Annotated in this window: 17 protein-coding genes and 1 tRNA gene; 15 read left to right on the forward strand and 3 right to left on the reverse strand. The window is 66.2% G+C overall.

The window, feature by feature from the left end:
- The first annotated feature begins 20 nt into the window (after positions 1 to 20).
- The 12 genes from Q9246_RS00505 (at position 21) to Q9246_RS00560 (ending at position 14,878) form a co-directional block, all read left to right on the forward strand.
- On the forward strand, positions 21 to 1,223 hold the full coding sequence (locus tag Q9246_RS00505; RefSeq protein ID WP_422802345.1) for a THUMP domain-containing class I SAM-dependent RNA methyltransferase: 1,203 nt from the start codon (positions 21 to 23) through the stop codon (positions 1,221 to 1,223).
- Between the two features lie 2 nt (positions 1,224 to 1,225).
- Entirely contained in the window at positions 1,226 to 2,515 is a 1,290-nt protein-coding gene (locus Q9246_RS00510) for a multidrug effflux MFS transporter (RefSeq protein ID WP_306394608.1), read from the forward strand.
- A 319-nt stretch (positions 2,516 to 2,834) separates the two neighbouring features.
- On the forward strand, positions 2,835 to 5,015 hold the full coding sequence (locus Q9246_RS00515) for an HDOD domain-containing protein (protein WP_306394612.1): 2,181 nt from the start codon (positions 2,835 to 2,837) through the stop codon (positions 5,013 to 5,015).
- Positions 5,016 to 5,023: 8 nt separating this feature from the next.
- Positions 5,024 to 7,219, forward strand: a complete 2,196-nt coding sequence (locus Q9246_RS00520) for a putative bifunctional diguanylate cyclase/phosphodiesterase (protein ID WP_306398280.1) — start codon at positions 5,024 to 5,026, stop codon at positions 7,217 to 7,219.
- A 6-nt stretch (positions 7,220 to 7,225) separates the two neighbouring features.
- A complete protein-coding gene (locus Q9246_RS00525) occupies positions 7,226 to 8,779 on the forward strand; it encodes an SEL1-like repeat protein (protein WP_306394614.1) in 1,554 nt (517 codons plus the stop codon).
- 104 nt (positions 8,780 to 8,883) lie between these two features.
- The gene (locus Q9246_RS00530; protein WP_306394616.1) at positions 8,884 to 10,113 is read left to right on the forward strand and encodes a putative DNA modification/repair radical SAM protein; all 1,230 of its coding nucleotides are present in this window, start codon (positions 8,884 to 8,886) and stop codon (positions 10,111 to 10,113) included.
- Positions 10,110 to 11,663 (forward strand): UdgX family uracil-DNA binding protein, encoded by a 1,554-nt coding sequence (locus tag Q9246_RS00535; protein WP_422802402.1) that lies wholly within the window; start codon positions 10,110 to 10,112, stop codon positions 11,661 to 11,663. The genes Q9246_RS00530 and Q9246_RS00535 overlap by 4 nt, the downstream gene beginning before the upstream one ends.
- 148 nt (positions 11,664 to 11,811) lie before the next feature.
- Entirely contained in the window at positions 11,812 to 12,798 is a 987-nt protein-coding gene (locus Q9246_RS00540; RefSeq protein ID WP_306394619.1) for a TraB/GumN family protein, read from the forward strand.
- A 93-nt stretch (positions 12,799 to 12,891) separates the two neighbouring features.
- Positions 12,892 to 12,965: transfer RNA gene (locus tag Q9246_RS00545), tRNA-Gly, on the forward strand.
- Between the two features lie 32 nt (positions 12,966 to 12,997).
- Positions 12,998 to 13,207: a hypothetical protein gene (locus tag Q9246_RS00550; protein ID WP_306394620.1), complete on the forward strand. Its 210-nt coding sequence runs from the start codon at positions 12,998 to 13,000 to the stop codon at positions 13,205 to 13,207.
- Positions 13,208 to 13,319: 112 nt separating this feature from the next.
- Positions 13,320 to 14,207, forward strand: a complete 888-nt coding sequence (locus tag Q9246_RS00555) for an aldo/keto reductase (RefSeq protein ID WP_306394622.1) — start codon at positions 13,320 to 13,322, stop codon at positions 14,205 to 14,207.
- Entirely contained in the window at positions 14,204 to 14,878 is a 675-nt protein-coding gene (locus tag Q9246_RS00560; RefSeq protein WP_306394624.1) for a DUF6064 family protein, read from the forward strand. The genes Q9246_RS00555 and Q9246_RS00560 overlap by 4 nt, the downstream gene beginning before the upstream one ends.
- A gap of 3 nt (positions 14,879 to 14,881) precedes the next feature.
- Here Q9246_RS00560 and Q9246_RS00565 read toward each other — a convergent pair whose 3' ends face one another.
- The gene (locus Q9246_RS00565) at positions 14,882 to 15,997 is read right to left on the reverse strand and encodes a succinylglutamate desuccinylase/aspartoacylase family protein (RefSeq protein WP_306394626.1); all 1,116 of its coding nucleotides are present in this window, start codon (positions 15,995 to 15,997) and stop codon (positions 14,882 to 14,884) included.
- Positions 15,998 to 16,170: 173 nt separating this feature from the next.
- On the opposite strand from Q9246_RS00565, the gene trmB reads away from it, so the two are divergent.
- The 3 genes from trmB (at position 16,171) to Q9246_RS00580 (ending at position 18,942) form a co-directional block, all read left to right on the forward strand.
- The gene (trmB, locus tag Q9246_RS00570; protein ID WP_306394627.1) at positions 16,171 to 16,851 is read left to right on the forward strand and encodes a tRNA (guanosine(46)-N7)-methyltransferase TrmB; all 681 of its coding nucleotides are present in this window, start codon (positions 16,171 to 16,173) and stop codon (positions 16,849 to 16,851) included.
- Between the two features lie 130 nt (positions 16,852 to 16,981).
- Complete coding sequence (locus Q9246_RS00575; protein ID WP_306394629.1) at positions 16,982 to 18,196, forward strand: sensor histidine kinase; 1,215 nt, start codon at positions 16,982 to 16,984, stop codon at positions 18,194 to 18,196.
- Positions 18,193 to 18,942 carry a LytR/AlgR family response regulator transcription factor gene (locus tag Q9246_RS00580; protein WP_306394631.1) on the forward strand — a complete coding sequence of 250 codons (750 nt, stop codon included), beginning with the start codon at positions 18,193 to 18,195 and terminating at the stop codon, positions 18,940 to 18,942. Before Q9246_RS00575 ends, Q9246_RS00580 begins: the two co-directional genes overlap by 4 nt.
- A gap of 14 nt (positions 18,943 to 18,956) precedes the next feature.
- Here the strand turns inward: Q9246_RS00580 and recQ are convergent, their stop codons facing one another.
- Both recQ and Q9246_RS00590 read right to left on the reverse strand, forming a co-directional pair.
- Positions 18,957 to 20,789, reverse strand: a complete 1,833-nt coding sequence (recQ, locus tag Q9246_RS00585; RefSeq protein ID WP_306394633.1) for a DNA helicase RecQ — start codon at positions 20,787 to 20,789, stop codon at positions 18,957 to 18,959.
- Positions 20,790 to 20,831: 42 nt separating this feature from the next.
- Positions 20,832 to 21,665 (reverse strand): undecaprenyl-diphosphate phosphatase, encoded by an 834-nt coding sequence (locus tag Q9246_RS00590; RefSeq protein WP_306394634.1) that lies wholly within the window; start codon positions 21,663 to 21,665, stop codon positions 20,832 to 20,834.
- Positions 21,666 to 21,754 lie beyond the last annotated feature (89 nt).

The following is a 21,754-nucleotide window of genomic DNA, read 5'->3' on the forward strand; positions in this document are numbered from 1 at the left end:
ACGGACAAAGGGTACCCCTCATGGCTTCCTATTTTTGCCCATGCCCGCGCGGCATGGAAGCGGCATTGGCCGAAGAACTGGGCGAGATCGCCCAGCTGAGCACTACCTTCAGGGTGCACAACCAGGTGCCGGGCGGCGTGCACTGCTCGGGCTCGATGCAGGATGCCTGGCTGGTCAACCTGCATTCGCGCATCGCGTCGCGTGTGCTGATGCGCATGGGCCAGCGCAGCTACAGCAACGAAAACGACATCTACGACCTGGTGCTCGAGCAGCCCTGGGAAGACTGGTTCGGCCCCGACCACACGATCCGGGTCGACGTCACCGCCGTCAAGTCGCCGCTCAAGAGCCTCGAATTCACCACGCTCAAGATCAAGGATGCGATCTGCGACCGCTTCCGCGACCAGTACAACAAGCGCCCGTCGGTCGACACGCGCGAGCCCGATATGCGCATCGTCGGCTTCCTCGACCAGCGCAACTTCATCATCTACCTGGACACCTCGGGCGAGGCGCTGTTCAAGCGCGGCTGGCGCGAAGAGACGGGCGACGCGCCGCTGCGCGAGAACCTGGCCGCCGGCCTGCTGCGGGTGTCGGGCTGGAAGCCGGGCGTGCCGCTGTTCGACCCGATGTGCGGCTCGGGCACGATCCTGGTCGAGGCAGCCCAGATGGTGCAGGGCATCCCGCCCGGCGCGCGCCGCCGCTTCGCCTTCGAGCAGTTCGCCGACCACGATCGCCAGGCCTGGGCCGCGATGAAGGCCGCCATCAAGCCGAACCCGCTGCCGAGCGAACCGACCATCTTCGGCTCGGACATCTCGGGCGACATGGTCGCCATGACGCGCCATAACCTGAAGGTGGCCGGCATCCTGTTCGAGGTGCCGCTCAAGCAGATCGAGGCCCAGCACGTGGTCGCGCCGACGACCGAGACGGGCATCCTGCTGACCAACCCGCCGTATGGCGAACGGATCGGCGTGCGCGGCGACAGCACCGTGCCGCAGGACGAGATGGCGTTGGGCTTCTACTCGGCCTTCAGCACCACGCTCAAGCAGCGCTTCGCCGGCTGGACCGCCTACCTGTTCACGGCCGACCTGGGCCTGCCCAAGATGCTGCGCCTGAAGGAATCGCGCAAGACGCCGTTCTTCAACGGCGCGCTCGAATGCCGCCTGTTCCGCTTCGACATGGTGGCCGGTTTCAACCGCCGCGAAGAAGCAAAGCCGAAACAGGACTGACGATGCTGCCGCCAACCGACCCGCCCGATCTTCCGAAGGACCCCGTCACCCCGGTTCCGCTTCCCACCCCGCACAAGATCGCGATGCTGTCGGCCGGCGGCCTGGCGACCCTGCTGGCGGCCCTGTCGATGCTGGGGCCGTTCTCGATCGACGCCTACCTGCCGGCCTTCCCGCAGATCCAGGCCGAGCTGGCGGCCACCCCGCTGGAAGTGCAGCAGACGCTGACCGCCTATATGCTGGCCTTCGCCGGCATGGTGCTGTGGCATGGCGCGCTGTCGGACGCCTTCGGACGGCGCAACGTGATCCTGGTGGCGCTGGTAGTGTTCGCGGTCGCCACCTTCGGCTGCGCCGCGGCATCGTCGGTGCACTACCTGTGGGTGTTCCGCATCCTGCAGGGCGTGTCGGCGGGGGCGGGCGTGGTGGTGGGACGCGCCATCATCCGCGACCTGTATTCCGACACCGCGGCGGCGCGCCTGCTGTCGATGGTGACGATGATCTTCTCGATCGCGCCGGCCATCGCGCCGGTGGTGGGCGGCTGGATCGTGCTGTGGTTCGACTGGCGCGCCATCTTCCTGGCGCTGTGCATCTACACCGTGCTGCTCGCCTGGTTCTGCTGGAAGCACCTGCCCGAGACCATTCCGAGCACCCAGCGCCAGCCGTTCAACCCGCGCTTCCTGGCCCAGAGCTACGCCGCCATCTTCAGCTCCTTCCTGTTCCACATGAAGGCCGGCGTCACCGCCCTGAACTTCGGCGGCCTGTTCCTGTACGTCGCGGCGGCCCCGGTCATGCTGCCCGAGAGCCTGGGCCTGGGACCGTCGCAGTTCGCCTGGCTGTTCGTGCCGACCGTGAGCGGCATCTTCCTCGGCTCGCTGATGGCCAACCGCCTGGCCGGCCGGCTGGATTTCGCGCGCCAGATCCGCATCGGCTACTTCTTCATGCTGGCCGCGGTGACCTTCAACGTCGGCTACCACGCCTTCCTGCCGCCGGCGCTGCCGTGGACGGTGGCGCCGATGTTCTTCTTCACCTTCGGCAGCTCGCTGATCGCGCCCGGCGCCACCCTGCTGGCGCTCGACCTGTTCCCGCACATCCGCGGCACTGTCGCCTCGTGCCAGTCCTTCGTCTCGACCCTGCTGGGGGCGGTGGTGGCCGGCGTGGTGGCGCCGATCCTGTCGCATTCGGTGCTGGCGCTGGCGATCGGCCAGATGTTCTTCGTGCTGCTGTCGCTCGCGTTCTGGGATACGGCGCGGCGTCACCGCAGAAAGCTGCGGGCGCGCGGCGAACAGGTGCCGTGATCACCTAGCCCGGCTCTGCCGGGCTTTTTTGTATCCAAAAAATTATGATTTATCAAGAAACAGTCGTATCGATGCAACAAGCATATGTCATTTTTCTTGCGACGTAACTCTAGAGTGGTGCCTCGGCAAGCTTTACTCGTGTAACTATTGTTCCTGATCAGAAATGTATATATGCTACGATACGTTTTTTACATCCGGAGCAGAGGGCAAAAGTCTCGCCTGTTCCATTGACTGAAGTGCTAGATGTTGTGGCATGCCCTCACGAGCGGCAGCGCCACCAACCAGAACCTTCGACAAGTGGCGGGCCGTGTTTGACAACATGCACCAATCCGACCAGGACATCCGCAATCGCCTCCTGATTGCCCGACTGCCGGCGATGCCGCAGATCCTGGTCAAGCTGATCGAGCACCTGCAGGCCGACGACCTCGGCATGCCGGAGCTGGCCGCCCTGATCTCGAAGGATGCCGGCATGACCGGCAAGCTGCTGGCGGTCGCCAACAGCTCCGCCTACCACCGCCACTCGCGCAGCGCCAACCTCGAACAGTCGCTGGTGGCGCTCGGCACCGACATGATCAAGACCCTGGTCATCAGCGATTCGGTGTTCCAGACTTTCAATAGCTTCCCCCATTCGGGCAGTACCGACCTGCGCGCGTTCTGGAAGAATTCGCTCAGCGCGGCGGTGCTGGCGCGCGAGGCGGCGCGCGCGCTCGACTATGCGCATCCCGAAGAAGCCTATCTCGCGGGCCTGCTGCACAACGTCGGCCGGCTGGCGCTGCTGGCCGCCGCGCCCAAGGAATACGGCTTCAATTTCACCGCGCGCGACGACGACGACCTGTGCGCGGTCGAGCAGCGCACCCTGCAGATCACCCACACCGAGGCCGGCGCCTGGCTGGTCGAGCGCTGGCAGCTCGATTCCTTCCTGGCCGACGCGGTGCTGTACCACCACGAGCCGAGCGCGCGGCTCGAGTCGAGCCATCCCCTGATCCGCATCGTGCGCCTGGCGCACGTGCTGTCGAGCCATGCGGACGACGCCACGCTGGTAGTCGAGGCCTGCGCGCTGTGCGGCATCGACGCCGCGCATGCGGCCCAGCTGGTCCAGAAGGCCGCACGCCAGGTCGAGCAGGCCGCCGCCCACCTGGGCATCGACCTGGCCGGGGCCGACGACATCCCGAGCCCGCCGGCCTACGCGCCGCCGGCGTTGCCGACCGATCCGGTCCAGCAGCGCCTGAACGAGGAAGTGCGCAATATGGTGCTGGTGTCCGAAGTCGGCCAGAGCCTGGCGCGCCAGCAGGGCGAGTCGGGCCTGCTGGACGCGATGACGCGCACCGCCCGCATCCTGTTCGATTTCGAAAGCGCCGTGGTGCTGCTCGAGAACCCGACCGGCCAGGCGCTGGCCGGTGCGCCGACCTTCGGCGTGCAGCGCATCGCCGAATTCACGGTGTCGCTGTCGAAAGGCGGCCCGGTCGCGCGCAGCGCGCTCGAACGCCGGCCGGCCTTCGTCCAGCAACGCGACCAGCTGGGCCTGGCCGAGGAACAGCTGCTGCGCATGCTGGGCACCGACAGCCTGGTGGTGGTGCCGCTGGTCGCCGGCGCCCGTTGCCTGGGCGTGCTGGTGGGCGGCGTGCCGGGCTGGCAGCTGCCGCATTGCCAGCGCCGCGAGCGCTTCATGCAGGCCTTCGGCGCCCAGGCCGCGGGCGCCCTGGAAAACCTGCTGCTCGAGCGCGGCCACGCGCGGCGCCAGCTGGCCAACGTGGCCGAAGAATTCCGCGACGCCTCGCGCCGTGTGATCCACGAAGTGAACAATCCGCTGGCGATCATCAAGAACTACCTGAGCGTTTTGGACGGCAAGCTGGCGCGCCAGGAACCGGTGGGCGGCGAGCTGTCGATCCTGAACGAAGAGATCGACCGCGTCGGCCAGCTGATCGGCAGCCTGGCCGACCCGCGCACGTCCGGCGCGCTGGAACCCGGCCCGCGTCCGCTCGATGCGGCCAAGGTGGTGGACGACGTGCTGCGCCTGTTCCGCAGCAGCGGTTTCGTGCCGGCCACGACCCAGGTCGTCTCGCGCATGGAGGGCGACGGCGCGATCGAGGGCGATCCCGACCTGCTCAAGCAGATCCTGGTCAACCTGGTCAAGAATGCGGTCGAGGCCCTGGGCAGCCGTCCGAATGGCCGGATCGAGATCGTCAACCGCGGCCACGTGAACCGCGAGCGCCAGGTCTACCTGGAACTCGTCGTCGGCGACAACGGCCCTGGCCTGTCGCGCGAAGTGCTGGCCAACCTGTTCTCTCCGGTCGCGAGCGGCAAGGACGGCCATGACGCCGGCGCGAACGGCAACCGCGGCCTGGGCCTGTCGATCGTCCATGGCCTGGTCAAGAAGCTGGGCGGCCACATCGCCTGCCGTAGCAGCGGCTCCGGCACCTCCTTTGAAATCCTGTTGCCGGCGTGGTCCGGCGCCGGCGCGGCCCCCGCGCTCCCGGCGCGCGCGCTCGGTTCCGCTTGATGTCCACCATGTTTCCCGGCGAACCCGCTCCTTATTCCCTGACCCTCGAGACCGACAGCCAGCCGAACCTGCTGCTGGTCGACGACGAGCCGCGCCTGCTGTCCTCGCTGTACGAACTGCTGCAGGGACGCGGCTACCGCCTGGTCACGGCGCCGTCGGGCACCGATGCCCTGGCCCACCTGTCGCGCCAGCACTTCGACCTGGTCCTGCTCGACCTGCGCCTGCCCGATATCGGCGGCCACGAGATCATGGACTTCATCAACGCCAAGGGCATCGACGCCGACGTGATCGTGATGAGCGGCGAAGTCGGGATCGATGCCGCCATCGGCGCGCTCAAGCGTGGCGCCTACAGCTACCTGCGCAAGCCCTACAGCCGCGAGGAGCTGCTCTCCACCGTGAGCAATGCGCTGCAGCGGCGCCGCCTGATGCTGGACAACGCGCGCATCGCGAACCAGCTCGAGAATTCCGAGAAGATGTACCGCTACCTGGTCGACTCGTCGCCGGACATCATCTATACGCTGAACCACGAAGGCCGCTTCACGTTCGTGAACGACCGCGCCTACCAGCTGCTGGGCTACACCCGCGAAGAGCTGATCGGCCAGCACTACTCGATCCTGGTGCACGAGGAAGACCTGGAACGCGCGCGCTACGTGTTCAACGAGCGCCGGGTCGACGAGCGCGCTTCGCGCAACGTCGAACTGCGCCTCAAGTGCCGGGGCGGCAACGGCCATGACCGCACTTTCAACACCACCCTGATGACGATCTCGCTCAACGCGATCGGCATGCACGTGCCGGACCAGGAAGTGAAGACGCTCGAGTTCTTCGGCACCTATGGCGTGGCGCGCGACATCACCGACCGCAAGCGCGCCGAAGAGGTCATCTCCTACCAGGCCTACCACGACATCCTGACCGACCTGCCGAACCGCATCCTGTTCAAGGACCGTCTCGGCCTGGCCGTGATCCAGGCCAAGCGCAAGCAGACCGAGCTCGCGGTGATGTTCATCGACCTCGATCGCTTCAAGCTGGTGAACGACACGCTCGGCCACGTGAAGGGCGACGAGCTGCTGCAGCAGGCCGCCAACCGCCTGAAGGAATGCCTGCGCAAGGGCGACACCCTGGCGCGCCAGGGCGGCGACGAATTCACCATCGTGCTGCCCGAGCTGCGCGACCGCGACGACGCACGCATGGTGGCCGATAAATTCCTCGAAGTGCTGCAGGAACCGTTCGACCTCGATGGCCATGAAGTGCACATCTCGGCCTCGATCGGCATTGCGATCTATCCGAAGGATGGCGAATCGATCGACGAGCTGCTGCGCCACGCCGACATCGCGATGTACCAGGTGAAGGCGCTTGGCAAGAACGGCCACAGCTTCTACCACGACTCGATGCTCGAGGTGTCGCACCAGAAGATCGCGCTGGAACAGGCGCTGCGCCGCGCCCTGGAACACGACGAGCTGGAGATGTTCTACCAGCCGCAGATCGACGCCATGACCGGCCGCATCACGGGCGCCGAGGCGCTGATGCGCTGGAACCATCCGACGCGCGGGCGCCTGTCGGCCGGCGAGTTCCTGCCCTTCGCCGAAGAGAATGGCCTGATGCTGCCGATCTCGGACTGGATGATCGGCGCGCTGTGCCGCGACATGCTGCAGTGGAATGCGATCGGCGGCAGCGAGATCCGCCTGTCGCTGAATCTGTCGCCGCAATACCTCGACCGCGGCGACTTCTTCGAGAAGATGCGCGGCGCGCTGGCGCGCTACGGCATCTCGCCGCAGCAGATCGAGGTGGAGATCACCGAGAACATCTGCATCCGCAATCCGCAGTACGCGATCGAGCAGCTCAACAAGCTGTGCCAGCTGGGCGTGTCGATCGCGATCGACGACTTCGGCACCGGTTATTCGTCGCTGTCGTACCTGCACCGCTTCCCGATCCACACCGTCAAGATCGACCAGTCGTTCGTGAAAGAGATCCACCAGGAAGACGGCCACTATCCAGTGATCCTGGCGATCATCTCGATCGCGCGCGGCCTGGGGCTGAACCTGATCGCCGAAGGCGTCGAGATCGAGGAGCAGGCGCGCTACCTGCGCGCCAATGGCTGCCTGACGATGCAGGGCTACCTGTTCTACCGCCCGATCTCGCTACAGGATTTCATGGCTGCGCTGCGCACCCAGACAGGCGGCGGCAGTCTGCGCGCGGTACAGGCCTGACCGATCATGCAGGGCGCCGCACCGACCTACAGCGCCGAGTTTCTTCGTGTGAAAGGGCTGGCCGAACGCGGTGTGCTCCAGGCGCAGCACAGCCTCGGCTTCATGTACGTCAACGGACAGGGCGTGCCGAAGAACGACGAGCTGGCCCTGGTCTGGTACCGGATGGCGGCCGCCGGCGGCCTGGCTCAGGCCCAGTACAACCTCGGCGTGATGCTGCAGAAGGGGCAAGGCGTCGCACAGGACTATGCCCAGGCGGCCCACTGGTACGGACGCGCGGCCGAACAGGGCTATGCGCCGGCCCAGTACAACCTGGGCTGGCTGTACGCGAAAGGCCATGGCGTGCCCGGCGACGTGGGCCAGGCGCTGTACTGGTTCAGCCAGGCGGCCGAGCAGGGAGAACCGGGCGCCCAGCACAACCTGGGCATGATGTTCGAGACCGGCAAGGGCGTGCCCCAGGACCAGGAAGCGGCCATGCGCTGGTACCGGCGCGCGGCGGAACAGGGTTATCTGCGCTCGCAGTACAACCTGGGACTGCGCTACGAGGCCGGCCAGGGCGTGGCGCGCGACGCGCGCGAGGCGGTGGCGTGGATGCGCAAGGCGGCGAAGCAGGGCCATGCGCCGGCCCAGTTCAACCTCGGCCTGCGCTACGACAAGGGCCAGGACGTCGAGCAGGACAGCCGGCAGGCGATCCTGTGGTACGGCCGCGCCGGCGAGCAGGGACATGCCAGCTCGCAGTTCAATCTCGCTTTAATTTACGACACCGGCCACGGCGTGCCGCGCGACGAGGCGCTGGCGCTGGCCTGGTACCGGCGCGCCGCTGAACAGGGCCATGCCGGCGCCCAGAACAGCCTCGGCATGCGCCATGAGCACGGCCAGGGCGTGGCGCTCGATGCCGCGCAGGCGGCCGACTGGTATCGCAAGGCAGCCGAGCAGGGCCTGCCGGCGGCCCAGTACCACCTGGGACAGCTCATCGATGCCGGCAACGGCGTCGAACAGGACGCGGCCCTGGCCGCCCATTGGTATCGGAAGGCGGCCGAGCAGGGCCACCTGCGGGCCCAGTTCGACCTCGGCCTGCGCCATGAAAGTGGCAATGGCGTCGCGCAGGACAGTAACGAGGCGCTGGCATGGTATCGGCGCGCGGCAAGCCAGGATTACGCGCCGGCCCAGTACATGGTCGGCGCGCTGCTCGACCGCCTCGACACGGGCAACCCGTTCGAAGCGACCGACTGGTTCCACAAGGCCGCCGACCAGCGGCACGCGCTGGCGCAGTTCGAACTGGGGCTGCGCTACGACTGCGGCAAGGGCGTGGAGCGCGACTACGAGGCGGCGCATTTCTGGTACCTGTGCGCCGCGCGCCAGGGCCATGCGCGGGCCCAGTTCAACCTGGGCGTGATGTATGCGGCGGGACAGGGCGCCCAGCGCGACCTGGTCGAGGCCTATGCCTGGCTGCACCGGGCCGGCGCCGCCGGCGTGGCGCCGGCCACGGCCTACCTGGCCAGGATCGCCGGCCGGATGGAGCCGCAACAGTTGTCCCAGGCAGAGCGTCTGGTTTCTGCTTGACGTCCCGCATTTGAACCGTCGGTCGGTGCGCACGGCTGCGCCAGCGCACCGTGCGCGTATGCACGCCGCGTTATACTGTATGCCCATACAGTCACGCGCGCGCGATGGAACTTAACGACAAGCTCGAAATCCTGGCCGACGCGGCCAAGTACGACGCATCCTGCGCCAGCAGCGGTGCGCCCAAGCGCGGCTCCGAGGGCAAGGACGGCCTGGGCGCCACTACCGGCATGGGTATCTGCCACAGCTATACGCCGGACGGCCGCTGCGTCTCGCTGCTCAAGATCCTGCTCACCAATTTCTGCATCTACGACTGCCAGTACTGCATCAACCGCCGCACCTCAAACGTGCCGCGGGCGCGCTTCGCGGTCGACGAAGTGGTCAAGCTGACCCAGGATTTCTATCTTCGCAATTACATCGATGGGCTGTTCCTCAGCTCGGGCATCATCCAGTCGGCCGACTACACGATGGAGCAGCTGGTCGCCGTGGCGCGCCAGCTGCGCGAGGTGCACCAGTTCCGCGGCTACATCCACCTCAAGACCATTCCCGACGCCGATCCATTGCTGATCCAGGAAGCCGGGCGCTGGGCCGACCGCCTGTCGGTGAACATCGAGCTGCCGACCCACGACAGCGTGACCCGCCTCGCGCCCGAGAAAAGCGTCCACACGATCAAGCTGGCGATGGGCTCGATCCGGCGCAAGCTCGACGAAAAAGCCGAGGAACCGAAGGCGCCCAATTTTGCGCCGGCCGGCCAGAGCACGCAGATGATCGTCGGCGCCGACGCCAGCGACGACCACACCATTCTGAACACGGCCGAGACGCTGTACGGCAGCTATAAGCTCAAGCGCGTCTACTACTCGGCCTTCAGTCCGATCCCGCAGAGTCCCGGCAGCGTGCCGCTGGCGCCGCCGCCGCTGTTGCGCGAACATCGCCTGTACCAGGCCGACTTTCTGTTGCGCGGCTATGGCTTCACGGCCGGCGAACTGATGCCGCAGACGGGCAACCTGGCGCTGGACGTCGACCCCAAGCTGGCCTGGGCGCTGGCCAACCGCGAGCACTTCCCGATGGACCTGAACCGGGTCGACGCGTCGCTGATCCCGCGCATTCCGGGCATCGGCCTGCGCAACGCCAAGCGCCTGGTCGAGCTGCGCCGCCTGCGCCGCATTCGCTGGGAAGATTTATCGCGCCTGCGCTGCAGCCTGAAGAAACTGGCGCCCTTCGTCGTCACCGCCGACTACAAGCCGGCGCAGGGCGCGACCAGTTCCGACCTGCTGCGCAAGCACATGGCCGATGCGCCGCAGCAGATGAACCTGTGGCCCGAATTGCAGGCGGCATGAAACCGGGCGCCAGCCCCGCCGAACTTGCCGCCGGCGCGGTGGCGGCTGTGCGCGCGGGCCGGCCGCTGCTGGTCAGGGACTTCACCGAATGGCGCGCAGTAGCGCGCGAACTGCTGGGCGCCCGCGTCGCGCCCGCATCCGTGACCTGGGGCGCGCCGGGGGAAGACCTGTTCTCGGGTGCGCCGGCATCGATCGCCGCTGCGCATAATGGGGGCGACCTCCTGTCGGCCGCGACCCAAGCGGACGAGCAGGAGCCGATCAACGGCACGACGCCACGACCGCATATCCCTCGCTCGCTGATGGAGATGCTGCAGACCGCCGCCTGCTACCGCGACCACGACCGCTGGGCCTTCCTGTACCGCGTGATCTGGCGCTGGCAGCAGGGCGAGCACGACGTGCAGTCGCCCGCCGATGCGGACGGCCAGCGGCTAAATTCGATGGTCAAGGCGGTGCGGCGCGAGGTACACGATATGCACGCCTACATCCGATTCCGCGAACGGCCGATCGAGGCCGGAGCGCCCCATTTCGTCGCCTGGTTCGAGCCGGCCCACGACGTGCTGCCGCAGGTGGCCGAACATTTTGTCGCGCGCATGGGCAAGGTGAGCTGGATGATCGCCACGCCCGACGCCAGCGTGCTGTGGGACGGCGCCACCCTGCACCAGACTGGCCCCCTGATGTCGAGCGCGGCCGACCTGATTGACGCGGGCGAGGCGTTGTGGCTGACCTATTACCGCAGCATCTTCAATCCGGCGCGTTTGAACACGCAGGTCATGAACAGCCATATTCCTTCGCGCTTCTGGAAGAACCTGCCGGAGGGCGCGCTGGTGCCGTCCCTGGTGAGCCAGGCCGGCCTGGGCGCCCGCCGCATCGGCCAGGTGGAAGCGGTGGGGCGGCGCAGCGGCCGCACGATCCCGATCGAAGCCGAGCAGGCCCAGCCCGAGCGCCAGCAGCCGTCGAAGCTGGACGAGTGCCGGCGCTGTGACTTGTGGGAACACGCGACCCAGGCGGTGGGCGGCGAAGGACCGAAGAGTGCGAAGATCATGATCGTCGGCGAGCAGCCGGGCGACCAGGAAGACCTGGCCGGCCAGCCCTTCGTCGGCCCGGCCGGCAAGCTGCTCGACCGCGTGTTCGAGCAGGCCGGCGTCGATCGCAAGGGCGTCTACATCACCAACGCCGTCAAGCATTTTAAATGGGAGCCGCGCGGCAAGCGGCGCCTGCACAAGACGCCGGCGCAGAAGGAGATCGAGGCTTGCCATTACTGGCTCGAGAAGGAGATCGCCACGCGCAAGCCGAAGGTGATCGTGGCGATGGGAGCGACCGCATTGAAATCGGTGCTGCAGACCGGAAGCGTGACCCTGAAGGACAAGCTGGGGCATCCGGTGCGGCATGGCGACAGCTGGGTGGTGACGATCTATCACCCGTCGTATGTGCTGCGCGTGCCGGACGAATCGGCGAAGCATGAGGCGTTCTCGGTGATGGTCAAGGGCTTGAAACTGGCGCAGGAACTGCTCGACCGGCTTGACGTGCCGGAGCCGCCGTCCGCTAGCTGATATATGCACGATATGCCTGGCTCATGTAATTGAAACAGGCGTGTTACAGCAGGTTCATGGACGACGTCATTGGCGTAAGATCTGGCGATTCCCACTACCGGATGCCGTCATGAGCAGACTCGCAGTATCAGCTTTCTCCCTATGCATATTGGCCGCCCCCGCATGGGCGCAAACCGCCGATGTGCCCGAGCCGGCGCAGACGGTCGTCGATGTCGGCGCAGCCGAACCGGCGCCGGAACAGATCCACGTCGTGGCCCAGCGTCCCGGCCCTGGTTTGTGGAAGGTGTCGAAGGGCGAGCATGTGCTGTGGGTGTTCGGCATGTACGGCCCGGTGCCGAAGGACATGCAATGGCGCTCACATGAAGTCGAGCGCGTCATCCGGAATTCGCAGGAATACTTGTCGGCGCCCACTGCCTCGGCGAAGCCTGGCTTCTTCAAGTCGATTACACTGCTGCCAAGCCTCATCGGCATGCGCAAGAATCCGGATGGCGCAACCCTGCGCGACGTGATGCCTGCCGAAGACTATGCGCGCTGGACCACATTCAAGGCCAGGTATTTGCAGGACAACGATGACGTGGAGCGCGAGCGTCCGATCTTCGCGGCGGAGGTACTGTCGGATGCCGCGCGCAAGCAGTCCGGCCTGGTCGACAGCTACGCGGTGCGCAATCAGGTACTGGCCCTGGTGAAGAAGGCGAAGCTGAAGGAGACCTCGTCCACCTTCCAGATCCCGATGGACAATGCGCGCACGGTGCTGAAGAACTTCAAGAAGTCGACCCTGGGCGACGCCGCCTGCCTGGCGCAGACGATGGCGACGCTGGAGCAGGATATCGAGGCCGCCAGCGAGCGCGCCGATGCATGGGCCAAGGGCGACCTGGATGCGATGCGCAAGCTGGACTTCACCACGCGTGAAGAGGCGTGCTTCGGTTCCTTGATGAACAGTGCCGCGTTCGATGCGGAGCCTGAATTCAAGAACATGAAGGTGCGTGCGCAGGCGATGTGGATCGCCTCGGCCGAGAAGGCGCTCGAAGCGAATGCATCGACGTTCGCCATGCTGCGGGTCGACGAGATCTTCGATCCGAAAGGCGTGATCGCGGCGTTGGCGGCGAAGGGGTATGCGGTCGAACAGCCGGAGTGATTCTGGCACGCGCGCATGGCCGATTGGCCGTGCGCATTGGGGTTGATTGGGAATTTGTCAAACCTTCCCAAACGCGCGTAGAATGTTGGCAACGCGGGTGTAGTTCAATGGTAGAACGGCAGCTTCCCAAGCTTCATACGAGGGTTCGATTCCCTTCACCCGCTCCATACAATCTGCCGTATCCGCCAAAGCTCACTATATGGTATCCAGGGCATCCCTCAAGGGCGGCTCACTGCTGCTGTTGACCGGCCTTGCCGTGGCAGGTGCAACGTGGGCTTTCTGGCATTATCTCGGCGAAAGCGCATTTGCTGTCCTGATGACTATCGCGTTGACCGCGCTCTGGATCGACAATCGGCGCTTGCGTCGCCAACTGGGCAATAAGCCGTCGTCCTGGCCGGAACAGCGCTGACAGCAGCGCCATCTCATCTTTGTACGCAGTATCCTGTCGATTCCTGCACTCAGCCATGCGAGGAACAAGGATGCCACTGGACTCACCTTCACGCCGACGCCTGCTGCAAACGATGCTTGCCGCATCCGGCAGCCTGGCCCTGCCATCGCTGCATGCCGCGCCCGCCGCGGCGCCGCTGCTCACCCGCCCGATTCCTTCGTCCGGCGAACAAGTCCCCCTCATCGGCCTGGGCAGCTGGATCACCTTCAACGTCGGCCGCGATCCGCAGGCCCGGGCCGAATGCGCGGACGTAATGCGCCAGTTCTTCCAGGGTGGCGGCAGATTGATCGACTCTTCCCCGATGTACGGTTCGGCCCAGGACGTGATCGGCGAAGCCGTGCAAACCATCAAGCCGCCCGCTCTGTTCTCGGCCGACAAGGTCTGGATCAGCGGCGGCGCCCGTGGCGTGCAGCAGATCGAGGCCTCACGCAAGCTGTGGCGTGTGCCGCGCTTCGACCTGCTGCAGGTGCATAATCTGCTGTCGTGGGAAGAGCATCTCAAGACCCTGCAGGCGATGAAAAAGGAAGGGCGGCTGCGCTACGTCGGCATCACGACGTCCGAGGGCCGGCGCCACGGAGAGATCGAGAAGATCATGGCGTCGCAGCCGATCGACTTCGTCCAGATCTCGTACAACGCCCTCGATCGCGAGGTCGAACAACGCATCCTGCCGCTGGCGCGCGAGCGCCGCATCGGCGTGATCGTCAACCGGCCGTTCCGCCAGGGCGACCTGACGCAGGCGCTGGCCGGCAAGCCGCTGCCCGGCTGGGCCGCGGACATCGGCTGCACCACCTGGGCCCAGGCGCTGCTGAAGTTCATCGTCTCGCATCCGGCCGTCACCTGCGCGATTCCCGCTACCTCCAGCGTGGCGCACGTGCGCGAAAACCTGTTGGCCGGCACCGGCCGAATGCCCGACGAAGCCCTGCGCAAGCGCATCGCCCAGGATGCCGAAAGGCTGGCATGAGCGAGTGGTGGACCTATACGCTGTCGGACTTCCTGATGTTCTCGCAGCGCAGCTACTACCGGCTCATCGCGCTGTACAACGAGGCAATCTGGCCCGCGCACCTGCTGGCGCTGGCAACCGGCCTGGCCGTGATCGCCTGCATCGCTCGTCCCAGCCCCCGCACGCGCCGCAGCGCGCTGCTGGTGCTGGCCGTGGCCTGGGCCTGGGTCGCGTGGGCGTATCACCTGCAGCGCTATGCCGACATCAATACCGCCGGCCCCTGGTTCGCGCTCGCGTTCGGCGTGCAGGCGCTGCTGCTGTGCTTCATGGCGCTGCGGTCGCAGGGCGCCGCGCCGGCCCGCGTGCAGAAGCAGGTGGCGCTCGGCCTCGCCGGCCTGGCGGTCATCGGCTATCCCCTGTTGGCATTGGGCGGCGATCGTGGATGGAGCCAGGCCGAGGTATTCGGGATCGCGCCCGATCCGACGGCCGTCGCGACCCTGGGCGTGCTGCTGGCATGCCGCGCGCATCCGGTCGCCTGGCTGATCCCTCTGGCCTGGTGCGCGGTGAGCAGCGCGACACTGATGGAGCTGCGCATCGGCTACGCGTGGTTGCTGCCGACATCTGCCATCCTTACCGTCGCTGCCGGATTACTCTTTCGGCAGGCGAGGCATGTGCCGGTTGCAGCTGGATAGCATTCAGCTCGACAGCAAATTACCGGACCTGAACGAGTCCACTCCCGCCACCTTGCAGACATGCATCCCACGCAGCAGGTGCCGATGCGCCGTGCTGGCAAACAGCAGCCCCGGACGACTGGCCGCCACCGGCGTGACCTGGCCGCTGACCGGATTGACGATGTCGGCGATGGGTTCGCCCGCCGCGACCTGATCGCCCAGCTTCTTGCGGAACACCAGCACCCCCGCATGCGGCGCCGCCAGCGGTTCGACCGCATCCAGCGGCGTCGGGCCGCACTGCGCTGCGGGCAGGATGTTCACAGGGATGTCGAGCACACCCTGGTGCGCCAGGTACGCCAGGATGGCCTCGGCATCCCGCTGCGCATGGTCGTAGTCCACATCGTTCTCGCCGCGCAGTTCGACGGTGACGGCGGCGCAGGCGGGCGGGATCGCGGCATTCGGGAAGTGATCGGCCAGGTCCCACCACACCCGGCTGCAGGCTTCATCGAACGCCTCCCCGCCCGATTCCTTCGCCACCAGCAGCACGCGCGCGCCCATCAGGTCGGCCAGCGGCTGGATCGCATCGACCAGCGGCGTGCCGGTGTACATGTGCAGCACCGCCTCGTTATCGCAATGCAGGTCGAGCACGATGTCGGCGTCGATCGCCATCGCCAGCAGGAGTTTCTTGAGCGTGGCGGCATTGTCCGCCGGCTCCCAGGCCGCCACCTCGCTGCGCGCGTATTCGCGGATCAGCGCGACATTGGCCGCGGCATCCGCGCCCAGACGGCCTTCGAGCGCCGTCTTGAGCGCGGCCGCGACGTGGCGGTAGGAGCGGTTGAAGTTCAGGCCGGTGGACAGGTCGTAGCGGCCGAATGGCGCGCCATGCAGCACCTGCGACAGGCCGAGCGGATTGGCGGCCGGCACCAGGATGATTTCTCCCGTGATCCGGCCCTCGGCATCGAGCTTGTCCAGCTGCCCGCGCAGCAGGTGCGCCACCAGCATCGCCGGCACTTCGTCGGCATGGATCGCGGCCTGGATGTAGACCTTCTTGCCGCTGCCTGGCGCGCCGTAGTGGAAGGAGGTCAGGTTCAGGGTGGCGACACTGTCTTCGATGGCGATCGGATGTCTGGTCGAGTGCATGGCAAGGGGCTCCGGCGTTGCAGGGGGAAGACACCGATTATGCGCGATTCCGCCTTGCCGCCACGCACGACCGGGAGCGGGGGAGGGCTGCGCTATAATGACAGCCGTTTTTTTCCGCATACTCCCTACTTCCCATGTCTTCTGAAAAGCCCACCAGCGGTCCTGCACGGTCCATGCTGTACGACCCCACCGAACACCGCATCCGCAGTTTCGTCACGCGCGCAGGACGGCTGTCGACCGCGCAGGCGCGGGCCTTCGAGGAGCAGGGTCCCAAGTTCCTGGTCGAGTACCGGAAGGAGCCGCTCGACCTCGCCCAGGCCTTCGGCCGCACCGCGCCGGTGATCCTGGAGATCGGCTTCGGCATGGGCGACACCACGGCCCATATCGCCAGGCTGATGCCCGAGAAGGATTTCCTGGGCGTCGAGGTGCACACGCCGGGCGTGGGCAGCCTGCTCAAGCAGATCGGCGAGCAGGACATCGCCAACCTGCGCCTGGTGCAGCACGATGTGTTCGAAGTGCTGAACCACATGATCCCCGACGGCACGCTGCACGGCGTGCACGTATTCTTCCCCGACCCCTGGCACAAGGCGCGCCACAACAAGCGCCGCCTGATCCAGCCGGCGTTTGTGAAGCTGCTGTGCCAGAAGATCGCGCCGGGCGGCTACCTGCACCTGGCGACCGACTGGGAAGATTACGCGGTGCAGATGCTCGAGGTCTTGAGCGCCGAGCCGGAACTGGCCAACACCGCCCAGGGCTATGCCCCGCAGCCTGCCTACCGTCCGCTGACCAAGTTCGAGAATCGCGGCATCAAGCTCGGTCACGGGGTCTGGGACCTGGTGTTTACCCGCAAATAAGCGTCACGCGGGGGCGAATCGTCGTTCGCTCCCGTTTCTTCGTCGTTCGTCGCCACCCGCTGTCCCGGCCTGTCGGGAATCCCTAGACTGGACTTGTTGATATACATTAACGAGCACAGAGGAGAACAGCATGTGGAAGCGCATCGCACAATGGAATCGTGAAGTAGAAGCGGAGCAGCTCGCGGTGCTCCGCGACCCCACGCTGGTGGGGCAGGTGCCGGCCGGTTGCCGCCGTTTTTTCGCCCGCAAGCTGGCGGAACTGTCGCCCGCCGAGCGCGAAGACCTGTACCAGTTCTCCAGTAGCGTCAGCACCTCGGCAGCCCTGCTGGCGCTGCTCAAGCTGTGCGTCGTGCTGACGGTGCTGGGCTTCCTGGTCAATCTTGCCTACCTGCCGGCCACGCCGTGGTGGCAGACGGTCGTCGCCGCCAATGTGATCGGCGCCACCGTGGCCCTGGCGCTGGCCGGTGTCTGGTTCAACTACGGCAAAATCGTGCGCGCCAAGGGCAAGGCCGTGGTCACCATCATCGGACTCGGCCTGCTGGGCGGACTGTTCGGCGCCTTGACCGCCATGTTCGAGAGGGGGCATTCGTGGTCGGTCCTGCTCGACAAGCTGCCCAAGGTCGTCGTCACCGTGACACTGTTCGTGACCGCGCTGGTGGCGATACCGGTCATCGTGGTTGCCGTGCTGCGCAATCGTCACTACCAGATCCAGGCCGAGCAGCTCAGGCGCGACGCCGAGCAGGAACGCCTGGCGCGCGAGCTGAGCGAAACCCAGCTGCGCCTGCTGCGCGCCCAGATCGAGCCGCACTTCCTGTTCAATACCCTGGGAGCGGTGCAGCAATTGGCCGAGCAGGGTGCGCCGCGTGCCGCAGAACTGACATCCCATCTGATCGACTTCCTGCGCGGCAGCATGAGCGATATGCGCTGCGAGCAGGTGGCGCTGGCCACCGAATTCGGCCTGGTCGACTCCTACCTGCGCGTGATGCAGATCCGGATGGGGGAAAGGCTGCGCTACACGGTCGACGTGCCGGAGTCGCTCGCCAACACCCAGGTACCCAGCATGCTGGTGCTCACCCTGGCCGAGAACGCGATCAAGCACGGCATCGAGCCGTCGATGCATGGCGGCGAGATCGCGGTCACGGCCCACGACGATAACGGTACGCTCCGCATCCAGGTACGCGACAGCGGCGTCGGCATGAGCGATACCCCGGGCGCCGGCACCGGCCTGGAAAACGTGCGCCACCGCCTGCGCCTGGCCTACGGCGACGGCGCCTGCCTGCTGCTGTCCGAAGCCGAACCCGGCCTGCTGGCCGAAATCGCCATCCCCTGCAAGGAGCCGCAATGAGCGTGACAGTGCTGGTCGCCGAAGACGAACCCCTGATGCGCGAGCGCCTGCTCGGCATGCTGGCCACGGCCTGGCCAGAAGCGCAGGTGGTGGCCGCGCCCGAGAACGGCATCGATGCCTGGGACGCCTGGCTCGAACACGAGCCGCAGGTGGTCTTCCTCGACATCCGCATGCCCGGCATGTCGGGCCTGGAAGTGGCCGAGCGCATCGGCCGCCGTTCGCACGTGGTGTTCGTCACGGCGTATGACCAGTACGCGGTCGATGCCTTCGACGCTGGCGCGGTCGACTACCTGCTCAAGCCGATCCAGCCGGGCCGCCTGGACAAGGCCCTGACGCGCCTGCGCGAAAAACTCGACGCCCGGCCGGACGACGTCAGCGAGGTCGTCAAGCAGGTCAAGGAGGCGTCGCCCGGGCCGAAGCATGAAAAACTGAAGTGGCTGAAAGCCAGCGTCGGCAAACAGATCCGCCTGATCGACGTCGAGGAGGTATTGTTCTTCCAGGCCGATACCAAGTACACGCGGGTGGTGCTGGCCGATTCGGAGGCGCTGGTGCGCATTCCGCTCAAGGACCTGGTGGGCGGGCTCGATGCGGGGCGCTTCTGGCAGATCCATCGCGGCACCCTGGTCAACGTGAATGCGATCCGGGCCGCCGAGCGGGTCGACGCCGAACGCATGCAGGTGCTGCTGCGCGGCAGCGACGAGGTGCTGCCCGTCAGCCGCAGTTTCACGCACCTGTTCCGCGAATAAGGTAGGCCAGTAAGCTACGCCATCTCGTTGATGATGGCGACGATCTCGTCGCCATACGACACCAGCTTCTTCTCGCCCACGCCGGAGACCCCGCGCAACTGCTCGATCGAGCCCGGCTTGACCTTGGCGATCTCGCGCAGCGTGGCGTCCTGGAACACGACATAGGCCGGCACGCCGTGCTCGCGCGCGGTGCCCATGCGCCACGAGCGCAGGCGGTCGAAGATCGCCTGTTCGTCGCGCGACAACTCGGTTTCTTCGTAGCTCGAGCGCGAGGTGGACGGGCGCTTGGCCTTGACCGGCTTCTGGTACTGGCGCAGCTGCACCTTCTGCTCGCCCTTGAGCACGGGCCGCGCCAGGTCGGTCAGCTTGAGGGAGCTGAAGGCGTCGTGGTCGACCGTCACCAGGCCCAGGGCGATTGCCTGGCGCAATATTGCGCGCCATTCCTGTTCGGAGCGGTCGGCGCCGACGCCATAGACGGTGAGCTTGTCGTGGTGCCACTGGCTGATGCGCTCCGTCTGGGCGCCGCGCAGCACGTCGATCACGTGGCCGCCGGCGAAGCGCTGGTCGACCCGGTAGATCGTGGACAGCAGCTTCTGCACCGGCACCGTGCCGTCGAAGCTGACCGGCGGCACCAGGCAGGTATCGCAATTGCCGCAGGGGCCGGAGCGCTCGCCGAAGTAATCGAGCAGGCGCATGCGTCGGCAGCTGAGCGTTTCGCACAGTCCGAGCATGGCGTCGAGCTTCATCGACAGCACGCGCTTGAAGGTTTCGTCGGCCTCGGATTCGTCGATCATGCGGCGCTGCAGGACCACGTCCTGCAGGCCGTAGGCCATCCAGGCGCTGGCCGGCTGGCCGTCGCGGCCGGCGCGGCCCGTCTCCTGGTAATAGCCCTCGATGCTCTTGGGCAGGTCGAGGTGGCAGACGAAACGCACGTCGGGTTTGTCGATGCCCATGCCGAAGGCGATGGTGGCGACCATCACGATATTCTCTTCGCGCAGGAACCGGGCCTGGTTGGACGCACGCACCGCATGCTCCATGCCGGCGTGGTAGGCCATGGCGCGGATGCCGTGCTCGTTCAAAAAGTCTGCCGTCTCCTCGACCTTCTTGCGCGACAGGCAGTAGACGATGCCGGAATCCTGCGGGTGCTCGCTGGTGATGAAATCGATCAGCTGCTTGCGGCCGGTGGTCTTCTCGACGATCGAGTAGCGGATATTGGGACGGTCGAAGGACGAGACGAACTGGCGCGCGTCTTCCAGCTGCAGGCGGTGCGCGATCTCGGCCCGGGTCTGCTGGTCGGCGGTCGCGGTGAGCGCGATGCGCGGCACGTTGGGGAAGCGCTCGTGCAGGATCGACAGGCGGATGTACTCGGGGCGGAAATCATGCCCCCATTGCGAGACGCAGTGCGCCTCGTCGATGGCGAACAGCGAGATGCGCGACGCCTCGAACAGCTCGAGGCAGCGCGGCGTCATCAGGCGCTCGGGCGCCACGTACACGAGGTCGATCTCGCCGCTGCGCACCAGGCGTTCGATGCGCAGGGTTTCTTCGAAGGTCTGCGTCGAGTTGAGAAACGCGGCCCTGACCCCGACTTCTTCGAGCGCGTCGACCTGGTCCTGCATCAGCGCGATGAGCGGCGAGATGACGACACCGACGCCGTCGCGCAGCAGGGCGGGAATCTGGTAGCACAGCGACTTGCCGCCGCCGGTGGGCATCAGGACCAGTGCATCGCCGCCGCCGGCCACGTGCTCGACGATCTCTCCCTGCTGGCCGCGGAAGGCGGGATAGCCGAAGACCGTCTCCAGCACATGGAGAGCGCGCGCGCCGAGGTCGGCGCCGATATCGGGATTCATACTGTCTATTTCAGTGTTTTGGACGAGGGTAAGGCTGGTAGTTTACTCCGACCAGTTGACCAAGCCAAAGTGAGCGGTCACCAGCACCAGGATACCGAATACGATACGGTACCAGGCGAAGATCGTGAAGTCGTGCGTGCTGATGTAGCGCAGCAGCCAGCGCACGCACAGGAAGGCGGCGACGAAGGCCGAGACGAAGCCGAGCCCGAACATCGGCAGATCGGCCATCGACAGTGCGTCGCGTTCCTTGACCACAGAATATACCGTAGCGCCGAGCATGGTCGGCATGGCAAGGAAGAACGAGAACTCGGTGGCCGCCTTGCGCGACAGGCCGAACAACATGCCGCCGATGATGGTCGAGCCCGAGCGGCTGGTGCCGGGAATGAGGGCGAACGATTGGGCGAAGCCGACCTTGAGGGCGTCGAGCGCCGTCATCTGGTCGACCGTCTCGACCCGCGGCGGGGTGGTGCGCTGGCGCTGGCGGTGTTCGACCCACAGGATGATGACGCCGCCCACGACCAGGGCGATCGCCACCGGCACCGGATGGAACAGGAGTTCGGTGATGGTGGCGCTGAACAGCACGCCCATGATGGCGGCCGGCATGAAAGCCACCACGACATTGCGCGCGAAGCGCTGCTGGACCGGATCCGAGCCCAACCCCGAAAACAGGCGCGTGACTCGTTCGCGGTATTCCCACACAACGGCCAGCACGGCGCCCAGCTGGATCACGATCTTGAATACCGTCTCTCTTACGCCTGTGAAGTTGAGCAATTCGCCCGCAAGAATCAGGTGACCAGTGGAAGAAATCGGAAGAAATTCGGTAAAGCCTTCGACCAGGCCCATGATGATCGCCTTGATGGCGAGCGCAATATCCATGAATTGTTTTGGTGTGGAAGTGTTCTAAAAGCAGCCAGCGCGGGCATACCGGTTCGGGGTCGAAGCTTACCATGAGCCGGGCTGGCATC

The sequence above is a fragment of the Telluria beijingensis genome (assembly GCF_030770395.1).
In the GTDB taxonomy this organism is placed as follows: domain Bacteria; phylum Pseudomonadota; class Gammaproteobacteria; order Burkholderiales; family Burkholderiaceae_D; genus Telluria; species Telluria beijingensis.